Annotated in this window: 10 protein-coding genes and 1 other RNA gene; 7 read left to right on the top strand and 4 right to left on the bottom strand. The window is 48.8% G+C overall.

Going from position 1 to position 16,856, the window contains the following annotated elements; all coding sequences use genetic code 11:
* The first annotated feature begins 25 nt into the window (after positions 1-25).
* The 4 genes from EXU85_RS15835 (at position 26) to EXU85_RS15820 (ending at position 6,291) form a co-directional block, all read left to right on the top strand.
* The gene (locus EXU85_RS15835) at positions 26-2,341 is read left to right on the top strand and encodes a xanthine dehydrogenase molybdopterin binding subunit (protein WP_142773018.1); all 2,316 of its coding nucleotides are present in this window, start codon (positions 26-28) and stop codon (positions 2,339-2,341) included.
* On the top strand, positions 2,298-3,293 hold the full coding sequence (locus EXU85_RS15830; protein ID WP_246859572.1) for an XdhC family protein: 996 nt from the start codon (positions 2,298-2,300) through the stop codon (positions 3,291-3,293). Before EXU85_RS15835 ends, EXU85_RS15830 begins: the two co-directional genes overlap by 44 nt.
* A gap of 161 nt (positions 3,294-3,454) precedes the next feature.
* Positions 3,455-5,644 carry a penicillin acylase family protein gene (locus EXU85_RS15825; RefSeq protein WP_142773017.1) on the top strand — a complete coding sequence of 730 codons (2,190 nt, stop codon included), beginning with the start codon at positions 3,455-3,457 and terminating at the stop codon, positions 5,642-5,644.
* Positions 5,645-5,805: 161 nt separating this feature from the next.
* Entirely contained in the window at positions 5,806-6,291 is a 486-nt protein-coding gene (locus EXU85_RS15820; protein ID WP_142773016.1) for a GNAT family N-acetyltransferase, read from the top strand.
* A 136-nt stretch (positions 6,292-6,427) separates the two neighbouring features.
* Here EXU85_RS15820 and EXU85_RS15815 read toward each other — a convergent pair whose 3' ends face one another.
* Positions 6,428-8,299 carry a M61 family metallopeptidase gene (locus tag EXU85_RS15815; RefSeq protein ID WP_142773015.1) on the bottom strand — a complete coding sequence of 624 codons (1,872 nt, stop codon included), beginning with the start codon at positions 8,297-8,299 and terminating at the stop codon, positions 6,428-6,430.
* Positions 8,300-8,521: 222 nt separating this feature from the next.
* On the opposite strand from EXU85_RS15815, the gene EXU85_RS15810 reads away from it, so the two are divergent.
* From EXU85_RS15810 to EXU85_RS15800, 3 genes are all read left to right on the top strand, one after another.
* Positions 8,522-11,593, top strand: coding sequence for a tetratricopeptide repeat protein (locus EXU85_RS15810; RefSeq protein ID WP_142773014.1), 3,072 nt, complete (start codon positions 8,522-8,524; stop codon positions 11,591-11,593).
* Between the two features lie 90 nt (positions 11,594-11,683).
* Positions 11,684-13,360 (top strand): TonB-dependent receptor, encoded by a 1,677-nt coding sequence (locus EXU85_RS15805; RefSeq protein ID WP_142773013.1) that lies wholly within the window; start codon positions 11,684-11,686, stop codon positions 13,358-13,360.
* A 20-nt stretch (positions 13,361-13,380) separates the two neighbouring features.
* Positions 13,381-14,535: an SPOR domain-containing protein gene (locus tag EXU85_RS15800; protein WP_142773012.1), complete on the top strand. Its 1,155-nt coding sequence runs from the start codon at positions 13,381-13,383 to the stop codon at positions 14,533-14,535.
* Positions 14,536-14,651: 116 nt separating this feature from the next.
* On the opposite strand, the gene ssrA is transcribed toward EXU85_RS15800, so the two are convergent.
* From ssrA to EXU85_RS15785, 3 genes are all read right to left on the bottom strand, one after another.
* Positions 14,652-15,025, bottom strand: a transfer-messenger RNA (tmRNA) gene (gene ssrA, locus EXU85_RS15795).
* A gap of 188 nt (positions 15,026-15,213) precedes the next feature.
* Positions 15,214-15,414 carry a hypothetical protein gene (locus EXU85_RS15790; RefSeq protein WP_142773011.1) on the bottom strand — a complete coding sequence of 67 codons (201 nt, stop codon included), beginning with the start codon at positions 15,412-15,414 and terminating at the stop codon, positions 15,214-15,216.
* 524 nt (positions 15,415-15,938) lie between these two features.
* Positions 15,939-16,802, bottom strand: coding sequence for an RNA polymerase sigma factor RpoD/SigA (locus EXU85_RS15785; RefSeq protein ID WP_009282104.1), 864 nt, complete (start codon positions 16,800-16,802; stop codon positions 15,939-15,941).
* Between the last annotated feature and the right edge of the window lie 54 nt (positions 16,803-16,856).

Genomic DNA, 16,856 nt, shown 5'->3' with positions numbered 1-16,856 from the left:
GCCCTTTGCGGTTAAAATCTCTAGTATGAAAAACATAGATTCCAGAACACACGTACGGGGCGAGTCGGTTTATCTGGACGATATTCCGGTCATTCGGGGCACGCTGTTCGGAGCGGCATTCGGTTCGCCGGTAGCGCATGGACTTATTAAAAATCTGAATCTGTCAAAGGCCGAAGCCATGCCGGGTGTGGTTCGCATCTTTACCTACAAAGACGTAACCGGCGAAAATCAGATTGGCGGCATCATTCCTGATGAACCCCTGCTGGCTGAGCATCATGTTGATTATTGCGGGATGCCAGTTGCCTTTGTCGTTGCCGAAACCGAGGATGCCGCCCGAGCTGCTGTCAAACGAATTACGATAGATATCGAACCGTTGCCCATCATCACCGACCCACGGGAAGCGCAGGCAAACGGCCAGTTAATTGTTCCACCGCGAACGTTCCGCTTGGGTGATACAAAAACCGCCTGGGCGCAGTGTGCTTATGTCGTTGAAGGCACCGCCGACACCAATGGGCAGGAGCATTTGTACATTGAAACGCAGGGGGCCTACGCCGTACCTCAGGAGAATGACGGCATAAAGCTTTACTCCTCTACACAAGGCCCAACGGCGGTGCAGCGAGCAGTGTCCAAGTCGTCGGGCTTGCCCATGCACCAGATTGACGTCGATGTGACGCGACTGGGTGGTGGTTTTGGTGGAAAAGAGGATCAGGCTAATATGTGGGCCGCCCTGTGCGCGCTGGCCGCTCACGTACTCAGGAAACCCGTCAAATACGCGCTCCACCGGATGGAGGATATGGCCATGACGGGCAAGCGCCACCCCTACTCCTCCGACTTTAAACTGGGCCTCGATAAAGACCTGAATATGGTCGCTTACGAAGCCACTTTTTACCAGAATGCAGGTGCCGCTGCCGACTTATCACCCGCCGTATTGGAACGGACGTTGTTCCACTGCACAAACACTTATTTCGTTCCGAACGTAACCGCAACAGCTTACAGTTGCCGAACGCACTTACCCCCCAACACGGCCTTCCGGGGTTTCGGCGGGCCGCAGGGCATGTTCGTGATTGAAGCCGCGATTGCCAAAGCCGCCGAAGAACTGGGCATCGATGCCGCCGTTATTCAGGCGAAAAATCTGCAAAAAACAGGCGATGAATTTCCGTTCGGGCAGAAAGCGCAGAGCGAAGCACATGCCTGCTGGAATAAAGCAGATGAACTCTATACGATAGCCGATATTCGCGCTAAAGCAGCCTCGTTTAACACTGTTAACCTACTGAATAAGAAGGGCATTTCGTTAATGCCCATTTGCTTCGGAATTTCGTTCACGAACACCCGAATGAACCAGGCACGGGCCCTAGTTCACGCCTATACCGACGGTAGTGTGGGCGTTAGTACCGGTGCTGTGGAGATGGGCCAGGGCGTAAATACCAAAATGCTCCAGGTGGCCGCTCATGTGTTTTCCATTGATCCCAAACGGGTCAAAATTCAATCGACCAGCACCTACCGCATAGCCAATACGTCCCCCTCTGCCGCCAGCGCCACCGCCGATCTGAACGGCAAAGCGGTAGAGATTGCCTGCATCGCCATCATGGATCGACTGAAGGCCGTTGCGGCTGATGAGTTGCAAGTTGACATAAACACGATCAGTCTGAAAGACGAATGGGTTTATGTCAACGGGCAACAAACGGACTGGGATTGGCCTCGACTTCTGATTGCTGCATACGCACAACGGGTAAGTCTGTCTGAACACGCCCATTATGCCACGCCGGACATTCATTATGACAAAACGCTGGAAAAAGGCCATCCGTTTGCGTACCACGTTTACGGGACTGCCATCGTTGAAGTGACGGTGGATTGTCTGCGGGGAACCTACGAAATCGACGCCGTTAAAGTGGTGCATGACTTCGGAACCAGCATGAATCCGCTCATTGACCGGGGCCAGATTGAAGGTGGTATTGTACAGGGCATCGGCTGGATGACGATGGAGGAGGTCGTGTTCGATAAAGCGGGTCGACTACGCTCAAATGCCTTATCGACCTACAAAGTGCCCGCTATTTACTCCGTTCCGAAAGAAATTTCGATTGAACCACTTCAGACCGAATCCGAGAATCTGGCCATTTTTCGATCGAAAGCCGTTGGTGAACCGCCCTTACTATACGGCATCGGTGCTTATTTTGCCTTACGGAATGCGGTCTTAGCGTTCAATCCATCCGCTACTATTCCGTTTGATGCACCCATGACGCCCGAAAAAGTCCTGCTGGCTTTATACAATCCCCATCCTGCTCCTTGCTCCCCGCCCCATGCCAAGACCCAAACAGCTAACGACCTGGCAGTTAATCCATAAAAGTGGCCAACAAAACTTACCCGTCATGCTGCTGTATGTGCTCGAAAGTCACGGAAGCAGCCCTGGCAGGCAGGGCTTTCTAATGGCTGTCAATGCAACTGGTGAGATGGAAGGCTCCATCGGTGGGGGCATCATGGAGCATAAGTTTGTGGAAATGGCCAAAGAAAAGCTGAATCACGGTCCGGCGTTCCAACACGGCCCTGAGCTTTCCATTCGAACCCAATACCACGACAAAAGTGCGGCCCGTAATCAAAGCGGGATGATCTGCTCCGGCGATCAAACCATCCTTCTGTATCGTGTCCAACCGACTGATCTACTAGCGGTTCAGGCTATTATAAGCTGTCTAGAACAGAACCGAAACGGGCTACTCGAATTATCGCCCTCAGGAATTCATTTCTTCGCTGATCATCTGCCCGAAATCAATTATCGGTTCACGATGGAATCAGAAGAAAATTGGTTGTATCAGGAGCGACTGGGTTATAAAAATCAGCTTTTCATCATCGGTGGCGGGCATTGTGCGCTGGCGTTATCGCGCATTATGGGCCAGATGGATTTCTATATCCGCCTGTTCGATGACCGCCCGGATTTGCATACTGTGGAGTTGAACGACTCAGTTCATGAGAAAATCGTGGTCAGCAGTTATGGCGAACTATCCAATCAACTACCTTCCGGCGATCACCATTACGTCGTCGTGATGACTTTTGGTTACCGGACTGATGATCTGGCCATACGGGCGTTGCTGGATAAGGAACTTACTTACCTGGGCGTGTTGGGCAGTAAGACCAAGATTGATAAGCTGTTTAGCGAATACAGAGCGGAGGGACTGGATGAAGAAAAGCTAAATCGTATTCATGCACCCGTCGGCCTCCCCATCAACAGCCAGACACCGGAAGAAATCGCCATTAGCATTGCGGGTGAGATTATCCGGGTGAAAAATGGAGCGAACCAATAATAATCTGCAAGTTTTAAACAAAACCGATCTATCCAAACAAATACAACTATAATATTCTACCAATAGAGCTATATTCAAAATTATAATTTGATTTTATCTTAAATACCTCATACAGTTCCTGTTAGGCTAATGACGCCTTAGGACTCAATCACAAACGGTTTATGAAACCTGTAGCAGTACTTATTCTCCTCTTTTTAGCAATCCATGTTCAGGCCCAGCCCTTCTCTCCCGAAGAAATCGGCGGTTTGAATAAACAGGCAAAACGGATCACCATTATCAAAGATAAATGGGGCGTTCCGCACGTCTATGCAAAAACCGACGCCGAGGCCGTGTTCGGCATGATGTACGTCCAGTGCGAAGAGTTTTTTGATAATGTAGAATCGTCCATTATCAGTCGGCTGGGTCGACAGGCGGAGGTCGATGGGGAGTCTGCTTTGTATAAAGACTTATGGTCGCGCATGTTCATCGACTCCAGCAAAGCCGTTGCCCTATATCAGCAATCGCCCAACTGGCTCAGGAAACTCTGCGATGGCTATGCCGATGGTATTAATTTTTACATGATTTCGCACCCCGGTAAGAAACCTAAGTTGATCACCCGCGTGCAGCCCTGGGTTGCTTTAATGAACAATATTCCCTCGCTGGAAGGCAGTAATATTAGCGAGGCCGATTTCCGGGCTTTTTACGCAGATGGCTTGGGTAAGGCACTGTCGTTTAGCCCACTTATTACTCAGGAATATCAGGAATCCAGTGGGTCGAACGGCTGGGCGTTGGCACCGTCACGAACACAGAGTAAGAACGCCATGTTGCTGATCAACCCGCACGCGGAGTTCTACGGTCGCATCGAAATTCAGGTCGTGAGCAAACAGGGGTTGAATGCCTACGGCGCTCCGTTTCTGGGTCAATTCAACATCTTTCAGGGTTTTAACGAATTTCTGGGCTGGATGCATCCGGTTTCACTTTCCGATGCAAAAGATCTGTTTACAGAGCAGGTTGAACAGAAGAACGGGCAGTATTTCTACCGCTTTGATGGCACCATGCGCCCGGTTGACAGTACAGCTATCACGCTACAGTACAAACAGGGAGGGGGGCTGTCATCCCGAAAATTTGTTACCTACCGCACGCATCATGGACCGGTCGTAGCCTCATTCGACAAAAAATGGGTTACGCTTAAAAACCTGGATGCGAACATTGATTTGCTGGCCATGCATTGGGAAAAGATGAAAGCCCGAAATTTCAAGGAATTCCAGGCGTCGATCAATAAGCGGGCCATGACGGGCAGTAATGTGGTCTATGCCGACCGGGATGGTAACATCGCGTACTGGCACGGAAATTTTGTACCCAAAAAGAATCCTTCCTTCGATTGGAAACGACCTGTAGACGGCAGCATCCTGACGAACGACTGGCAGGGCACGCATGAGCTGGCAGCTATTCCGCAGTACATCAATCCGGCCAACGGCTGGGTGCAAAACTGCAACTCGACTCCTTTATACGGCACGGGTGTATTCGACTCGCTGATGAGCAAAAAACCGGTGTATATGCTTCCCGATGGACAGACGCCCAGAGCGGTCAGTGCCATCCGGGTGTTGACTAACCTCACCAACGCCAGTATCGACGATGTGATCACCGCTGCCCATGATCCTTATTTGCCCAATGGTGAGCGCCATATTCCGAAGTTAATTGCCGCCTACGAAACTCTAAAAGCCGATACAGCTTATGCGGCTCTGGCTGCACCTATTCAAACGTTGCAAGCCTGGAATTTTCGGGCAGATAGTAGCTCTGTAGCAACGATACTTGCCGTCTCCTGGCTGGAAAAAATCATTGAATTAAATGTAGCACGGCTGAAAAAGCCCGTTTCAACGGAGGAACGCTATTCCATCACGAACGGGGCTACGATTTCGACAGATGTACTGTCGGCCAAAGAGATGCTCGATGCCTTTACGAAGGTTATCAGCGATTTAAAGAAAGACTTTGGCACCTGGGAAATCGCCTGGGGCACGATCAATCGCTACCAGCGAGTGGATAAAGGAACGTCATTTAGTGATGCTAAACCAAGCTGGGCGGTAAATGGCACACCGGGTTTTATGGGTTCACTCAACGCATACGTCAGCAAAAAAGGCCCTCAAACCCAGAAGCGTTACGGAATCACAGGAAACACCTTTGCGGCTGTCGTTGAATTTGGTAAAACTGTAAAAGGCAAATCGATTCTTACCGGCGGCTCCAGCTCTGACCCTAACTCATCCCACTTTACCGATCAGGTGGATGGGTATCGGAAGGGCGTTTACAAAGACATTCTTTTTTACAAGAAAGATGTCATGGCCACTGCCGAAAAAACCTACCACCCTGGCGAATAACAAACTTTGGTAACTGTGTTTTTTTAACCACAGAGGCACAGAGAACACAGAGTCTTAAAAGGCAAAAGCCAACCTTTTTATTACTCTGTGTTCTCTGTGCCTCTGTGGTTAAAATTTTTGTTTAACTAGCATGCTATCTTTCTTTTTCACGAGCTAACTGTATGATTGACATAAGAAAGGCAACCCCGGCTGATCAGGAGCCAATCTGGGAAATTATCAAACCCGTAATTGCCAGTGGTGACACCTACGTGTTCGACCCAAACTCATCGAAAGAAAAAATGCTGGCTTACTGGTGTGGCCCCGATAAACATACTTATGTAGCTGAACGAAACGGCATCATCGTCGGAACATTCGTGCTGAAAGACAATCAACCTGATCTTGGTTCACACATCGCCAATGGCTCGTATATGACCGCACCCAGTGCGTCAGGGCAAGGCGTTGGGAAAGCGATGGGCGCGTTTTCGATAGAGGAAGCGAAACGACTCGGCTATAAAGCCATGCAGTTCAATATCGTGATCAAGAGCAATGAACAAGCGGTGCGGCTCTGGGAAAAATTAGGGTTTACGATCATCGGAGAAATCCCGGAAGCCTTTAATCATCAGCAAAACGGCCTGACAAACGCCTATATTATGTACCGAAAGCTTTGACGGGTAAAACCAAAAAATCAACCAATTTTTAACCACAGAGGCACAGAGAACACAGAGAACACAGAGAAATAAACAGCTAACACTCTAGCATTTTTATCTCTGCGTTCTCTGTGCCTCTGTGGTTAAATCCTTTTACTCACTTGATATACAACCACTTGCTATACAATGCCTTCTGCTCTGCCGTTTGATTCGGCAAGGGCTCCAGGCGGTAACTCACCAAGGGGTTTGTGGTAAGCGTAACCGGTATTTCGCGGACGAAACCGGCCCGGTTCACTAACACTTTCAACGTCTCACCAACCCGCCGACCGCTGATAACCCGAAGCAGATCATCGCCCACCCGAACTTTATCGACCGAAATAATTTCGTCGCCCACGTTCAGTCCATCATTGTAAGCCGCTGACCCGCGTCGAACACTCGAAATCGTTGATTTACCATTGGCAATCGTTGTGGCCGCACCCAGAAAACCATCCTGCGTTCTGCTCGCCAGATTCACTAATTGCATGCCAACAGGTGCAAAATACGCGTCGTAATTAATGGGTTCTGCCGTGTTGACGCCGATGTTAAAAAAGTCGTCGAGTTTACGCCCCGCAACCTGTTCAGCCGCTTGCCGAAATTCGCTATCTGTAAAACCGCGCTTCTGCTTTTTATAGTACTCGTTGTACAGGAGTCGCATCAGATCATCCATATTGCGTTGGCCGTTGCTTCCTGACAGAATTGCCAGATTCAACAGGGTTCCTAATACACTCCCCTTGCTGTAATACGAAATCTGGGTGTTGGCCGAATTTTCGTTTGGTCGATACCCTTTAATCCAGGCGTCCCAACTCGATTCGGCCGCCGACTGTATACGCGTACCCGGCTGATTTTCAATCTCCGTAATTCCGCTGGCAACCAGAGTCAGGTAGGCCTCGGGCGTGTGGAATCCGGCCCGGCGCAGAATATATTCCTGATAGAAGGACGTACAGCCTTCAGATAACCAGAGCATGTGCGTGTAGTTCTCATTCTCATAATCGAACGGCCCCAACGCAACTGGCCGAATACGTTTTACATTCCAGAGATGGAAATATTCATGCGCTACCAATGACAGAAACCGTTTGTAGTTGGCTTCCGTAGCATAGGCGTTACGCGTCGTTTCGAGTGTAGTGGAGTTAAGGTGTTCCAGTCCGCCCCCGCCCGGTGGAATATGATGCACAATAAAGGTGTAGTGCTTACACGGATGTTCACCCACTACGGTAGCCGCGGCTTCACAAACCCGTTTGTAATCCTCAGCTAACCGCTTTTCGTTATACTCAACATCGCCAAACATCGATACCGTATGCGGTATATCCGAAGCGGTAAAGCTGAACGTTTTATGGTTTCCAATCTCGATAGGTGAATCGACCAGCAAATCAAAATCAGGCGCTTCGTAGGTAAAGCTGGCGTCGCGTCCGACTTGCCCGGCTACTGGCTCCAGCGCCGTTGCCACGTTTTTCCAGGTTTTGTACGGTTGCACAACCACGCGCAAGGGAATGTTTTTAAGCGCGTCGTGGTACATAAACACGCCAGCGGGTGTCACATAGCCATGTTCTATATCCACGAAACTCGTCCGCACTGTGAGTTCATTGGCATATACTTTATAGCGGATGGTCAGGTTATCCTCATTTGTAGATACCCGCCAGGCATTTTTACGAATTTTCTCGCTCGGCACTTTCTTGTCCCCAACGTAAGCATTGAAGCTATCCACGTTTTTAGCATATTCCCGAATCAGATACGAACCGGGTGTCCAGACGGGCATTTTAATGTCGACGTAGCCGTTTTTCTTGGCATTTGTTGCGGCTGCTATGTTCTTCAGCTGCATTTCAACCTCGAAATAGTGCGTCTGTGGTTCGGGCATCGAGAGCACATACGTTACACTGGGCGGAGTTGCTGGGGGATTTTCGTCATCGGCCAGTAAGCCGGTAGCAGTTGATGAAAATGGAATAAAAAATGTCCAGACAGTAAGTAAATACAGAAGCCGGGCGTTTTTTTTCATACGGAAACAGGAATACCTTCGTTTTTTGTCCAGAATTGACCTGATATTTGTCAATTCCCAGGCGAAACTACGACGCAATCGGCTTATATGGTAGTTCCAGGTTCAAAGTTTACAGTTTTCGGTTCTCGGTTTAAGGTTTTCGGTTACAGGCGAGCCAACATGCTCACGCCATTTAGCTGAATACCGTAAACCGTAAACCTCAAACCAACCATACATTTATTTATGCCCTATTCAACCACCCAATCAGATCAACACCAGTCGAACCGCAGAATTTCGTATCGGTTGCTGTTCGCTCTGACTGTTGGGTTATTTACTACACTACCAGCATTAGCTCAACGTACCCAGAGTAATGCCGAACCCGATTATCACTACCGAAATGGGCTTGAGCTTTTCGAGAAAGCCAATTATGCCGCATCCCGCTACGAATTCCGACAATATCTCGAACCCCGCCGGGGCGACGGCTCTCAGACTTTACTCAATACCGGTGACCAAAATGCGGTTGAAGCCGAGTATTACATTGCGCTGACGAGCCTTTACATCGATGAGCCAGGAGCAGAGCTGCTGGTGGATCGCTTCGTCAAAAACCACAGCCAGCACCCTAAAGCCGGGCAGTTATATGGCGATTTAGGAACGTATTATTACAACCGTCAGGATTATACCAAAGCTATTAGCTTTCTGGAAAAGGCTGTAGCGCAAGGTGGTAGCAGTGCCCAGCAGATCACCTATAAATATCAGCTTGCCCTCTCCTATTATAGTACGCAGGATTTACAGCATGCCCTGCCGCTTCTGAATGAAGTCAAACTCGACCCTGGCTCGGCCGATGCACCAGCTGCGTCTTATTATGCCGGAGTGATTAATTTCCGAAACCGGAATTACAACGAAGCCGTTGCCGATTTCCGCCGGATTGAAACCAACCCAACCTACCAAAATCAGGTTCCGAACTGGATTGCGCAGGCGCTCTACAAGCAGGGCCGATTCGATGATTTATTGGCATATACGGAGCCTCTACTTAAGCGAAACAGTGGTGGTAGCCTGAACGAAGTAGCTCTGTTTACAGCCGAAGTCTTTTACCAGCAAAATCAGTTTGCCAGAGCCATTCCGTATTACAAGCAATATATCAATGCGGCAGGTGCCAAAGCGCCCAGTGCCGTAAAGTTCCGGTATGGCCAGTCGCTGTTCCGTACCGGGGCCTATAACGATGCCATTACTCAGCTTAAACCCTTAGCGGGCGGGAAAGACACAACGGCCCAATACGCTGCTTATACATTGGGAGTAAGCTACTTACAGACTCAGAACCCAACTTACGCCCTGACGGCATTCGATCAGGCGGGACGGCTGTCGTTCAATCGTACGATTCAGGAAGAAGCTCGGTTCACCCATGCGAAACTGCAACTGGATCAGAATAACGGGGCTGATGCCGTGAAAGAGTTGACTGCTTTTTTGAAGCAATATCCCGACAGTAAGTTTGAAAATGAAGCGAATGAACTGGTCGGTGAAGCGTATTATGCATCCAATAATTACCCTGCGGCTATTTCCTACATTGAAGGACTGAAACGACGGACGTCCAAAATCAACGCGACTTACCAACGTCTGACCTATAATCAGGGCGTAAACGATTTCAATGCTGAACGTTATCCGCAAGCGGTGGCGAATCTGGACAAGTCATTAAAATTCCCGGTCGATAAAAGCCTGGAACAGGCCGCCCAGTTCTGGAAAGCCGAATCGTATTCGGCAGGAAAGCAATATGATACGGCGATTCCGCTCTACGCCAGCATTTCCAAATCAGGCTCCGGCGATTATGCCAGCAAAAGCTTATATGCCCTCGGCTATGCGTATTACAATAAAAAGGACTACGCCCGTGCGCTCCCCTACTTCCGCGATTTTGTGAGTCGTGGTGCGGGCTCCGACGACAGAGCGCAGTTTCAGGATGCAACGATCCGGTTAGCCGATACCTATTTTTCGGCCAAGCAGTATGAAAACGCAATGCGTTACTACGATCAGGCCATTGCACAGAATGCGGCCGATAAAGATTACGCGGCCTACCAGAAAGCTGTCATTTTGAGCTACGTAGGCCGCGACGCTGAAGCCAAAGCCCAGTTCGATCAGGTGCAACGTCAGTTTCCGAACTCCCGCTTTGTCGATGAATCACTCCTTCAGAAAGCGAACGTCGATTTTGAGAAAGGTTCCTATCAGGCGGCTATCCAGGGTTATACAAAGCTAATTCAGGATAAGCCCAATAGCACACTCGTTCCAGCGGCTCTGTTGAAGCGGGCTATTGCTTACGGCAACGTCCAGCAATATGACCCCGCCGTAGCCGATTACAAACGCATTTTAGATAATTACGGCGATTCGGAACAGGCGCAAAGTGCACTACTTGGTATTCAGAACACACTGAACGACGCCGGTCGACCCGAAGAGTTTTCGCAGGTATTGGGTCAGTATAAGAAAAGCAATCCCGGTAGTACAGATGTGGAGCGGGTTCAGTTCGAGAACGCCAAGAATATCTACGCCAACGAAAAATACCCACAGGCTATTCAGTCGTTGCTATCGTTCATGCAGGAGTATCCAAACAGCCCCAGCACCAACGAAGCTCGCTATTATCTGGCCGAATCGTATCGCCAGACCAACGACCCTGCCAGTGCGCTTCGGTACTATAACTTAGTTGTTGCCGATAATAAATCGGATTATCTGGTTCGGGCGGCTACACGGGCGGCCGAGCTGGAAGCTAAACAGAAAAACTACCCACGTGCCATTCGGAATTACCAGATCATCATTAGCAAAGCCAATGGCAAAGCGGAACAGGTAGCGGCTCAGTTGGGCTTGATGGATACCTATTTTGCCTATCCAAAACCTGATTCAGCCGCAGCAATGGCCCGCGAACTAGTTGCCACGGGTAATGTGGTGCCTGGCGCGCAGAACCGGGCGCAATTAATGCTCGGGAAAGTGGCCCTGGGGAAAGGCGACTTCAAAACCGCGCAGGCTGATTTCGAGAAAACCATCGCGCTCGCCAAAGACGTAAACGGTGCTGAAGCTCAATATCACCTCGGCGAGATTCTGTACAAACAGAAAAAGTACAAAGAGTCGGTGGCACTGCTGCTAAAGTTCAATGAGCAGTTCAGCGATTTTGAATACTGGAAAGGCAAGGCGTTCATTCTGGTATCCGACAATAATGTCGCCCTCGACGAACCCGCCCAGGCCAAAGCCGTTCTGAATTCCATCATCGAAAACTCATCCGACGAAGCCATCGTTGCCGAAGCCAAACAAAAACTAGCCACGCTGGAGTCTAAAAACTAACCAATGGATAATGTAAAATGACTAATGGATAATGCCTTGCGCATACCCTATCATTTTACATTATCCATTAGTCATTCTACATTATCCATTATGCACTACCGTCTCACCCTTACCCTCCTTTCCCTGTCGGCAACGCTTTATGCGCAGCAGCCTAAGCCTACGCGGCCGGTGAAAGAAGGCGAAGTCGATAATCAGGAAATTACTGTCGAGAAAAGCCGTAAAATTGAGCTGCCACCCGCTAACCGGATCTTTAATAAGATTCCATCGGTAAAACCGTCGGCTGAACAACGGAAGCTGACATACGAATTCGAAGATCGGAAACTAACCATTGGCGACCCTAAAATCACGCCCGGTGTACTGGACCCCGCCCTGGGGAAGGCCGATGATACCCCTGCCTACAGCAACTATGTGAAGCTGGGGGCAGGGAATTACAGTTCATTTCTGGGCGAAGGCTTCGTGGGTATCAATGCGCTATCGAATCTTGCGTTAGAAGGATCAGTTCGACATTTGTCTTCAGGACTTGGCCCGGTCGATGGTAAGAATTCAGCGCAAAGCGATACACGGGTTCGGGTAACGGGGAAATACTTGACCGATGCGTTCAAACTACAAGCCGATCTCGGCTTTGATCGTAACGCCTATAATTTTTACGGCTATAGTCGCGAATATGCCGCCCAATCTACCTTCAATCCTGACCTGATCAAACAGCGGCTCAATACAATCAATTTTAAACTTGGCATTGAAAATACGAATTCGGACAACGCGATTGATTACTCGCTTCGTACGGGAATTACCTCACTGAGTGACCGATTCAATGCGTCTGAAACTGACTGGGGCACAAACCTCAATGCGTCGCTTGGCATTACCGACAACGTTTACGCACTCGTAGCCGCCGATGCCTACGTAACCCAACGAACGGATGGTTCCATCATTGATAACCGCAACCTGTTTCGGGTAAAGCCGACGTTTAAATACGCATCTTCACTCTTCACGATAACGGCGGGTATCAATGCCGTGAACCAAACCGATCAACGGCAGGGTATCAATGAAACACGTGCGTTTCCGGTGATTGATGTTGACGTGGCTCCAATTGGCAACATTCACATTTTTGCGGGTGTCGACGGCGATATTAATCGCAATACGCTCCGCTCGTTACTCGGTGAGAATAAGTGGCTTGCTCCACAAGTCCTATTGGCTAACACTGTTAAGTCAATCGATATTTACGGAGGTACAAAAGGAGATTTGGGTGGCGGTTTTTCGTACGAAGGCAAAGTGTCTTATGCCCGGTACCGAAACTTTTCGACTTTTAACAACACCATTCCTGATACTACAAAATTCTTTGTTCTGTACGATGGTGGCATTACAAATGTGCTGACGGTATCGGGTCAACTCAGCTATGCCCAGAAAGACAAGTTCCGATCAACGCTGAAGGCTAACTTCTTCAACTACGGTCTCGACCGGCTCGAAGCCGCCTGGGGACGCCCTCGCACAACGGCAACCTGGACGAACTCATACATCCTGAATAAAAAATTATTCGTCACTGCCGATTTGTATTTTTATGAGGGCATCCAAAACAAAAACTTCACGTCAGGCATCACCTATACGCTGAAACCCATTTACGATGCGAACCTAAAAATTGACTATTTCTTAGGGAAACAGGTGTCCGCTTTTGTGGCGTTGAATAATATCTTTAGCCAGAATTACCAGCGTTATTTGTATTATCAAACACAAGGACTTAACTTTCTCGGAGGAATCAGTTATTCGTTCTAATCGCTCCACCGATGCACACTATGGCTTCCGTCAACGACTACCTTAAAAAGTTGCTGTTTCAGTACGACTGCGTAGTCGTACCTGAGTTAGGAGCTTTCCTGACCCATTATCAATCGGCAAGTTTTACGGAAACTTCTGGTCTGTATTTGCCCCCCCGCAAACGGGTTGCGTTCAATGAAGCTCTTCGTTTCGATGATGGCATTCTGGCCAACTACATCATGCTGCATGAACCCGTTACCCGCGAAGGTGCGCAACGGCATGTTAGTATGTTTGTCGCTGAATTACGGCAGCAGGTGGAGTCAACGGGGAAGTTTGAATTGGAAGGCATTGGTACTTTCACCTATAATGAAGAAAGTCGCCTGCAGTTTTCCCCAAGCTTACGGCATAACTTTTTTGGCGAAGCCTACGGGATGAGTGCCCTGTCGGTTCAGGCGATCAATCGTCAACCCCAACTTGAACCTGCTTTCGAAGCGGTACCAACTACCGCGCTTGGCCCAGTGCTGGTTCGGGAAGATGAAGTAATGCTAACGCCTTATCGCCCAGCTCGCCCGTACTGGCGGGTAGCAGCCATTGCGCTACTGGTTGGTTCGTTAGGTGCCATTAGCTATTTCTCGGTTATCCAGCCAGGGCAACCTTTTCAAAGCAGTCTTGATCCAGCCAGCCTGTTTCGTGTTACGGCCTCTTTCTTCGAGCGAACTACGGACGTAAAAGAAACAGCAAAGCTGGCTGTCGTAGAGAAAACTACGCCTGCTATCATTCCAGACGTTAAGCCGACGACCCTTTCAACGGAGCCGGTAGCCGTGACGCCGACTCCAGCACCTGCTGAGACACCGGCACCTGCTTCGGTTGACGTAAAAGCGAAACCAGAAGCGCTACCCGTTGTAAAAGCAGAAGCAGTGGCAAAAGTCGTAGCGCCTGCTATCAAGCCTGTTCGAACTGGGCCCCACTTCACTGTGATTGCCGGTGTTTTCCTCAGCAAGCATAATGCGTTGAAATTACGACGTCAATTACGTAAAGCGGGCTATGACGATGCGTTTGTTATTATGCCTGCTCCCAACGAGAAAGAATTATATAAAGTGGCTGCGGCTGGCTCTGCCGTTCGGGATGAAGCGGTTGCCAAGATGGCGGCCATCAATGAGCTATCCGGTGCAGAATCCTGGATTTTAAAGAATTAAAATTTTATCCTTATACACAAAAAAGACAGCTATATATGGCTGTCTTTTTTGTGTATAAGGAAAGATATATACAACGAAAAGCCCAAAATCAAGTGAATTTTGGGCTTTTCGATTTAAAGTGGAGACGGAGGGATTTGAACCCTCGTCCAGTCAAGGAAACCAACGCGCTTTCTACATGCTTAGGTACACTTAGGATTGTCGGGAATCGGCCCGGTGTATACCAGACCAAGCTTCATCCGTAGGTGCTTGTGTCTCACTCGGCCGTTAACACCATAAACCGAGCCAGCGCTGCGAGTCGATGCCTCCTGATCCAGCCAGCAGCACGTAGGCCGGGGAGACAATGGCTATTGCTTAATCCTCCGGATTAGGCAGCCATGGCGTAGTTATATTCGCCAGTTATTGTTTTGACGATTTGTTTGGGCGGGAAATACCGTCAACTCCCGGCATGCTTACACGCGACCTCAGCAAGCTGTCAATTCCAGTCGCCCCCATATTGACCACATCACAACAAAAAGCGTTTATAGCCATCTTATCATGACGTGTGTTTGAATTAACCGGTACCCCGCCTGTTTAGTTCACCAGCAGGTGCTTTTTGTTCGTATAAAAATGGACTATAATGATACCTAGTTGACATTCAGCTGAGTCGCTGACTCGTGGTCTTGATCTACCAGGCCTCCATCAATCAGGCATTTCGTTAATAAACGATTGAGCTGCTTCGGCAGGTGATAGGTCGTACTTATCCCAGGTAGTAAAGAGCCAGTTGCGTTCTTTGATCGTTAGCTCCTCAAGGTGGCCAAACTCAGAGAGTTCACTGATGACTTGTTCCAGCCATGGTCCAAAGGGTTGTGATTCAGATAAAGGATTATAATTAGATGTCATAATGGATTAGATTAATCATGCCAAAGGTAAACTTATTACCTACCTATTTTCTGGGCCTTTGTGGAATGAACCTGAATAGCCAACGAACCGCCATTAGCAATCACAGCGTTCTGGCTAGCTATAAAAAAACCGGCCACAGGGTAGCCGGACTTTCCGGATTATTCCACACCGTGAGTGAAAACTAGTTAGATAGCTTCCACTCTACTAACGTTGGCCTTTCAGCCTATACGTATCGTGTTCAAGATAGGGGCTACAAAGCGAAAAACGTATATAGATTATCGTCCAATTTATTAAACGGCAAAACTAGCTGATGTTAAAGGAGATCAGATTAGTAAAACGGGGTGTACAGAACGGGAATAGAAGTCATTTAGACCGGTAGCAGTGTTATGTAAAACCATCCAGCGCTAGTCTACGGAGACAGAATTGCAAATTGAGTCATGTCCGTGTCTGTTTCCAGAACCTCTTTAAAAAACAAAACGGCTCCCACTTTCGCAGGAACCGCTTTGCCTAAGCAAACAGGAAGTTTAGCCTAAGTAAGTCTTCAACGCCTTTGACCGTGAGGTATGGCGCAGACGACGGATGGCCTTTTCTTTTATTTGCCGAACCCGTTCGCGGGTCAGGTTGAATTTTTCACCAATTTCTTCAAGCGTCATGGCATGCTCACCATTCAGACCGAAGTAGAGTGTGATTACATCGGCCTCACGCTGTGTTAGCGTTGAGAGAGCACGTTGTACTTCTTTACGAAGCGAATCGTTTATAAGGCCCGAATCAGGCTTATCCTCGCCGTCGTTTTCGAGTACATCGAGCAGGCTGTTTTCTTCACCCTGTACAAACGGTGCATCCATTGATACATGGCGACCCGAAATCTTGAGGGTATCGACAACCTCTGCCGCCGAAATCTCCAATACAGCCGCCAGTTCTTCGGGCGATGGTTCGCGCTCGAACTTTTGTTCCAGATCAGAGAACGTTTTAGAAATCTTATTCAGCGAACCAACCCTGTTTAGGGGCAAGCGTACAATCCGGGACTGCTCGGCCAAAGCCTGTAGAATAGACTGACGAATCCACCAAACAGCGTAGGAAATGAACTTAAATCCACGCGTTTCATCGAACCGTTGGGCGGCTTTAATCAAACCAAGGTTACCTTCATTGATCAAGTCACCCAGAGATAAACCCTGATTCTGATATTGTTTGGCAACCGAGACCACAAAGCGCAGGTTTGCCTTCGTTAACCGTTCCAGCGATAGTTGATCACCTTCCCGGATCTTTTGGGCCAGAGTTACTTCCTCATCGGGCGTAAGCAGGTCCACTTTACCAATCTCCTGTAAGTACTTGTCTAACGACTGACTTTCACGGTTGGTAATCTGTTTTGAAATTTTTAGCTGTCTCATATTACGTTGCCTCCGGTGGAGTGACTATATAACGCTAACTTTTGACGTTGCATT

Source organism: Spirosoma sp. KCTC 42546, assembly GCF_006965485.1.
Taxonomy (GTDB): Bacteria; Bacteroidota; Bacteroidia; order Cytophagales; family Spirosomataceae; genus Spirosoma.
This window is presented reverse-complemented; position numbering and strand designations above follow the sequence as displayed.

What these genes read in the sequence shown, in the direction of transcription:
- EXU85_RS15835 (WP_142773018.1), top strand. Translation starts at nt 26, where the DNA reads ATGAAAAACATAGATTCCAGAACACACGTACGGGGCGAGTCGGTTTAT.
- EXU85_RS15830 (WP_246859572.1), top strand. Translation starts at nt 2,298, where the DNA reads ATGCCAAGACCCAAACAGCTAACGACCTGGCAGTTAATCCATAAAAGT.
- EXU85_RS15825 (WP_142773017.1), top strand. Translation starts at nt 3,455, where the DNA reads ATGAAACCTGTAGCAGTACTTATTCTCCTCTTTTTAGCAATCCATGTT.
- EXU85_RS15820 (WP_142773016.1), top strand. Translation starts at nt 5,806, where the DNA reads ATGATTGACATAAGAAAGGCAACCCCGGCTGATCAGGAGCCAATCTGG.
- EXU85_RS15815 (WP_142773015.1), bottom strand. Translation starts at nt 8,299, where the DNA reads ATGAAAAAAAACGCCCGGCTTCTGTATTTACTTACTGTCTGGACATTT.
- EXU85_RS15810 (WP_142773014.1), top strand. Translation starts at nt 8,522, where the DNA reads ATGCCCTATTCAACCACCCAATCAGATCAACACCAGTCGAACCGCAGA.
- EXU85_RS15805 (WP_142773013.1), top strand. Translation starts at nt 11,684, where the DNA reads ATGCACTACCGTCTCACCCTTACCCTCCTTTCCCTGTCGGCAACGCTT.
- EXU85_RS15800 (WP_142773012.1), top strand. Translation starts at nt 13,381, where the DNA reads ATGGCTTCCGTCAACGACTACCTTAAAAAGTTGCTGTTTCAGTACGAC.
- EXU85_RS15790 (WP_142773011.1), bottom strand. Translation starts at nt 15,414, where the DNA reads ATGACATCTAATTATAATCCTTTATCTGAATCACAACCCTTTGGACCA.
- EXU85_RS15785 (WP_009282104.1), bottom strand. Translation starts at nt 16,802, where the DNA reads ATGAGACAGCTAAAAATTTCAAAACAGATTACCAACCGTGAAAGTCAG.